A 560-nucleotide genomic window follows, 5' to 3' on the forward strand; every position below is an offset into this window, starting at 1 on the left:
CCCGGCAGCGCCATCGGCATCAGCAGATAGACGATTTCCTGCCACGTCGCCGCGCCGTCGATCCGGCCAGCTTCGAGAATGTCGCGCGGAATCTCAGCGAAGTACGTGAACGCCATCCACACCGCGATCGGCAGATTGATCAGCGTGTAGACGATCACCAGACCCGTCACCGTGTCGAGCAGACCGCTGTTCTTCCACAGCAGATAGATCGGCACCAGCACGCCGACCGACGGCATCATCTTGGTCGACAGCATCCACAGCAGCGTTTGCTGCGTGCGTTTGGTCGGGAAGAACGCCATCGCGTACGCGCAGGGCACGGCGAGAATCAGGCACAGCAAGGTGACGCCCACGGAAATCTGCACCGAATTCCATGCGAACAAAAAGTAATTGCTGCGCCCGAACACCTCGCGAAAGCTATCGAGCGTCGGCGTGAAGAAGAGCGACGACGAATAGGCCTGCTGCTCGGTCTTGAATGCGGTGATCGTCATCCAGAAGATCGGGAAGAACAGCAGCAGCGCGACCAGCCAGGCGATCACGCCGGGAATGCCGCGACGGATCGC

Annotated in this window: 1 protein-coding gene; it reads right to left on the bottom strand. The window is 60.5% G+C overall.

What is annotated here, in order from left to right:
• A partial coding sequence (locus tag BN2475_RS18765) for a carbohydrate ABC transporter permease (protein WP_245841395.1) occupies nt 1-560 on the bottom strand: 560 nt, incomplete at both ends.

It is taken from the genome of Paraburkholderia ribeironis, from assembly GCF_900019265.1.
In the GTDB taxonomy this organism is placed as follows: Bacteria; Pseudomonadota; Gammaproteobacteria; order Burkholderiales; family Burkholderiaceae; genus Paraburkholderia; species Paraburkholderia ribeironis.